At 74.5% G+C, this 4,456-nt stretch carries 5 protein-coding genes; 4 read left to right on the forward strand and 1 reads right to left on the reverse strand.

The window, feature by feature from the left end:
- Window positions 1–110 precede the first annotated feature (110 nt).
- Both GA0115242_RS37155 and GA0115242_RS37160 read left to right on the forward strand, forming a co-directional pair.
- Window positions 111–1,730: an ABC-F family ATP-binding cassette domain-containing protein gene (locus GA0115242_RS37155; RefSeq protein ID WP_093836066.1), complete on the forward strand. Its 1,620-nt coding sequence runs from the start codon at window positions 111–113 to the stop codon at window positions 1,728–1,730.
- An 87-nt stretch (window positions 1,731–1,817) separates the two neighbouring features.
- Window positions 1,818–2,069 (forward strand): DUF6158 family protein, encoded by a 252-nt coding sequence (locus tag GA0115242_RS37160; RefSeq protein WP_093836067.1) that lies wholly within the window; start codon window positions 1,818–1,820, stop codon window positions 2,067–2,069.
- Between the two features lie 72 nt (window positions 2,070–2,141).
- On the opposite strand, the gene GA0115242_RS37165 is transcribed toward GA0115242_RS37160, so the two are convergent.
- Window positions 2,142–2,573: a CBS domain-containing protein gene (locus tag GA0115242_RS37165; RefSeq protein ID WP_093836068.1), complete on the reverse strand. Its 432-nt coding sequence runs from the start codon at window positions 2,571–2,573 to the stop codon at window positions 2,142–2,144.
- A 246-nt stretch (window positions 2,574–2,819) separates the two neighbouring features.
- On the opposite strand from GA0115242_RS37165, the gene GA0115242_RS37170 reads away from it, so the two are divergent.
- Both GA0115242_RS37170 and GA0115242_RS37175 read left to right on the forward strand, forming a co-directional pair.
- Complete coding sequence (locus GA0115242_RS37170) at window positions 2,820–3,614, forward strand: RNA polymerase sigma factor SigF (RefSeq protein WP_093836069.1); 795 nt, start codon at window positions 2,820–2,822, stop codon at window positions 3,612–3,614.
- A gap of 208 nt (window positions 3,615–3,822) precedes the next feature.
- On the forward strand, window positions 3,823–4,456 hold a 634-nt coding region (locus GA0115242_RS37175; protein WP_093836070.1), incomplete at its 3' end, for a hypothetical protein.

Raw genomic sequence — 4,456 nt, forward strand, 5'->3', positions numbered from 1 at the left:
GGACGGGGCGCCCGTGTGGCGGTCGGACGGGTGCGGTGTGTGTCCCCGTGGGAGTCCCCGGCCGATATGCGTTTGCCCGTCCTGCCCGGCGGCGACCACAATGCGACCCCATGGGACACCTCGAAGCCGCGCACCTTGAGTACTACCTCCCCGACGGGAGGGCGTTGCTCGGCGACGTGTCGTTCCGGGTCGCGGAAGGCTCGTCCGTGGCGCTCGTCGGACCCAACGGCGCGGGCAAGACGACGCTGCTGCGGCTGATCTCCGGCGAGCTGAAGCCGCACGGCGGGACCGTCACGGTCACCGGCGGGCTCGGGGTGATGCGCCAGTTCGTGGGCTCCGTGCGCGACGAGACGACCGTCCGCGACCTGCTGGTCTCGGTGGCCGCGCCGCGCATCCAGGAGGCCGCCCGCGCCGTCGACCGGGCCGAGCACGCGCTGATGACCGTCGACGACGAGGCCGCCCAGCTCGCCTACGCGCAGGCCCTCTCCGACTGGGCCGAGGTGCGGGGCTACGAGGCGGAGACGCTCTGGGACATGTGCACCACCGCCGCGCTCGGGGTGCCGTACGAGAAGGCGCAGTGGCGGCAGGTGAGCACCCTCTCCGGCGGCGAGCAGAAGCGGCTGGTGCTGGAGGCGCTGCTGCGCGGCACCGACGAGGTGCTGCTGCTCGACGAGCCGGACAACTACCTCGACGTCCCCGGCAAGCGGTGGCTGGAGGAGCGGCTCAAGGAGACCCGCAAGACGGTGCTGTTCGTCTCCCACGACCGGGAGCTGCTCTCCCGCTCCGCCGAGCGGATCGTCTCCGTGGAGCCCTCGCCGACCGGCGCCGACGCCTGGGTGCACGGCGGCGGCTTCGCCACCTACCACGAGGCCCGGCGCGAACGCTTCGCCCGCTTCGAGGAGTTGCGCAGGCGCTGGGACGAGAAGCACGCGCAACTGAAGAAGCTCGTCCTGAGCCTGCGTCAGGCGGCCTCCGTCAGCCATGAGCTGGCCTCCCGGTACGCCGCCGCCCAGACCAGGCTGCGCAAGTTCGAGGAGGCCGGGCCGCCGCCCGAGCCGCCGCGCGAGCAGGACATCACCATGCGCCTGAAGGGCGGCAGGACCGGAGTCAGGGCCGTCACCTGCGCCGGGCTCGAACTCACCGGCCTGATGCGGCCGTTCGACCTGGAGGTCTTCTACGGCGAGCGGGTCGCGGTGCTGGGCTCCAACGGCTCGGGCAAGTCGCACTTCCTGCGGCTGCTCGCCGGGGGCGACGTCGCGCACACCGGGCAGTGGAAGCTCGGCGCCCGCGTGGTGCCGGGGCACTTCGCGCAGACCCACGCGCACCCGGAGCTGCGGGGCCGCACCCTGCTCGACATCCTCTGGTCGGAGCACTCCCAGGACCGGGGCGCGGCCATGTCCCGGCTGCGCCGCTACGAACTCACCCAACAGGCCGAACAGACGTTCGACAGGCTATCGGGGGGCCAGCAGGCCCGCTTCCAGATCCTGCTCCTCGAACTCCAGGGCGTCACCGCGCTCCTCCTCGACGAGCCCACCGACAACCTGGACCTGGAGTCCGCCGAGGCGCTCCAGGAGGGGCTCGAAGCCTTCGACGGCACGGTCCTCGCCGTCACCCACGACCGCTGGTTCGCCCGCTCCTTCGACCGCTTCCTGGTCTTCGGCTCCGACGGCCGGGTCCGCGAGACCCCGGAGCCGGTCTGGGACGAGCGCCGGGTGGAACGCGCCCGTTAGGCCCGTTCTCCGTAGAGTGGAGTCGGAGACGCCGGCTCCACGGCCGCCCCCGGCGGGCGCCGTTCCGACGACGAGCGGGGTACCACCATGACCGGAGTCGACCCCACCGGACTGGACGACCAGCAGCTCATGAAAGAGCTGGAGACGATCCACCGCACACGCCACGACACCCTGCTGTACGCGTCGAACGACGCGCTGCGCGCGCACAACGACCGCATGGCGCAACTGGAGGGCGAGTACCTGCGCCGCAACCCCCGCCGCCCGGTCGCCCCGGGCCGCACCCGCGCGGGCGCACGGGAACGCGGCCACAGCACGACGACGGCGGCCCCCGGCCCCTGACGGACACGCGTTCCCGGCCCCCGACGGACACGCGTTCCCGGCACGATGTCGGTCGGCCCCCGGCCCCTGACGTCAGGGGTGCGGCGGGACCTCCGTCGCGGAGCGGCTCAGCCCGGCCAGGGGGGAACCGGGATCCTCCGACCTGGCCAGGTCGCCCAGGCTCACCATGCCGACCGGCAGGCCGTTCTCCACCACCGGCAGCCGCCGCACCCCGTGCGCCCGCATCAGGGCCTCCGCCGTCGCGGCGGGGTCGTCCGGCCGCACCGTCACCGGCTCCGGGGTGCAGACCGAACCGGCGCTCACGGTCATCGGATCGGTGCCGTCCGCCACCGCGCGCACCGTGATGTCCCGGTCGGTGAGCATCCCGACGATCCGCTGGCCGTCCGCCACCACCACGTCACCGATGTCCTGCGTCCGCATCAGCAGCGCCGCCTCCACCAGCGACGCGTCCGGACGCACGGCGACCACCCCCGCCGTCATGACCTCTCTGACGAAATCCGCCATCACCCTCGTCCCTCCGGTAGTCGGGCCGACGGCCGCGTACCCGGGGACGGCGGACCGAACCACCCGCGCCGCGGATGCCGGGGTTTGCGGCAGAGGGCCGGGGGCAGGCGGACGTCCAGTGCTTCGGACAGGAGGCACGTCCGTGGGAACGGCGTCAGCCGTCGCGGTCGCCCCCTGTCCGGGTGCCTCCACACTCCCACGGTGCCCGTCCAACCCAGGTATCGCACAAGGGAGTTGCGACGCATCATGCCTACCCGACCGAGCACGAAGCGCCATACGCACCATGACGCGCCCGACACCGCGGCCGCCTTCCTGAAGCTCGCCTCGCTGCCCCCGGGACATGAACGGGACACCCTGCGCGCCGAGATCACCGAGGCCTGGCTGCCCATGGCCGACCGGCTCGCGAGCCGCTTCCGCAGCCGGGGCGAGAGCTTCGACGACCTCCGCCAGGTCGCCGCCCTCGGTCTGGTCAAGGCCGTCGACCGGTACGACCCGGCGCTGGGCAACGCCTTCGAGAGTTACGCCGTGCCGACCGTCACCGGCGAGATCAAGCGGCACTTCCGCGACCACATGTGGACGCTGCACGTGCCGCGCCGGGTGCAGGACCTGCGCAACCGGGTGCGGATCGCCTACCTGGACCTCTCCCAGACCATCGCCGGACGGCGGCCCACCGTCGCGGAGATCGCCGCGCGGGCCGAGCTGAGCGAGGAGGACGCGAAGGCCGGGCTCGAAGCCCTGGAGAGCTTCTCCGCGCTCTCCCTCGACGCGGAGCTGCCCGGCGGGGAGGACGGCTACTCGCTCGGCGACGCCCTCGGCTCCGCCGACCCGGCCCTGGACACCGTCGTCGACCGGGAGTCCGTCAAGCCTCGGCTCGCCGCGCTGCCCGAACGCGAGCGCACCATCCTCTACCTGCGGTTCTTCGCCGACATGACCCAGAGCGGCATAGCCGAGCAGCTCGGCATCTCCCAGATGCACGTCTCCCGCTTGCTCAACCGCAGCTGCACCCGCGTCCGCAACCAGGTGCTCCGCGAGGCCGCCTGACCCGACCGGCCGAAGACGCCCCCCACCGCGGACCGGGACACGGGCGGGGCAGGACCCGACCCCGGCGGGAGGGGCCCCGGGGTCACCCGGTCGGCGGTGTGCGTCCCGCTAATGGTGTCCGGCCGCGCGCGCCGGGCAGCGCGGCGGGCTGTGATGGCAGCGGGGCCACGGTCCGCGCCCCGAGCCGTCGGCCGAAGGAGCCCGCACCATGCGCCGCACCGCCCGCGTCCTCGCCTCCGCCGCGCTGACCGGCGCCGCGTTCTGCGCGGCGGCGCCGATCGCCTTCGCCGGACCGGTCGCGGAGGTCACCCCGCACACCGTCGCGCCGGGCGGCGACGTCACCGTCTCCGTCACCTGCGCGCCCGGCGGCCCGCCCGCGCCCGCCACCCTCGACGCCACCTCCACGGCGTTCGACACCAGGACCGTCCGGCTGCGGCGGACCCCGGGCAAGGACGACCGCGCGCCCCTCGTCTACCGGGGCACCGCCCGCGTCGCCGATGCCCCGGCCGACGCCGGAGGCGGCCCCGGCGGCGTGCCTCGCGACTCCGCCTGGACCGTCGACGGCACCTGCCCCGGCGCCCCCGGCCGCCCCGGACAGCCCTGGAGCGGCACGTTCAGCGTCGACCGGGGCGGCGCCGGACTCGAACACGGCGGCAAGCCCTGCCCGGGAGGGCGCGGCGAGTCCTGCGAGGGCCGCCCCGACCACGAGGGCGGCAAGCCCTGCCAGGGGCCGCCCGGCGAGCCCTGCGGGCCCGGCCCCGACCACGGCGGCGGCAAGACCTGCGCCGAGCCGTGGGGCGAGCACTGCGAGGGGCGCCCCGACCACGACGGCGCGCGGCCCT

It is taken from the genome of Streptomyces sp. SolWspMP-5a-2, assembly GCF_900091845.1.
Classification (GTDB): Bacteria; Actinomycetota; Actinomycetes; order Streptomycetales; family Streptomycetaceae; genus Streptomyces; species Streptomyces doudnae.

Bases quoted from the DNA above. Each gene is read 5' to 3' on its own strand.
- GA0115242_RS37170 (WP_093836069.1), top strand. From the start codon at position 2,820: ATGCCTACCCGACCGAGCACGAAGCGCCATACGCACCATGACGCGCCC.
- GA0115242_RS37155 (WP_093836066.1), top strand. From the start codon at position 111: ATGGGACACCTCGAAGCCGCGCACCTTGAGTACTACCTCCCCGACGGG.
- GA0115242_RS37160 (WP_093836067.1), top strand. From the start codon at position 1,818: ATGACCGGAGTCGACCCCACCGGACTGGACGACCAGCAGCTCATGAAA.
- GA0115242_RS37165 (WP_093836068.1), bottom strand. From the start codon at position 2,573: ATGGCGGATTTCGTCAGAGAGGTCATGACGGCGGGGGTGGTCGCCGTG.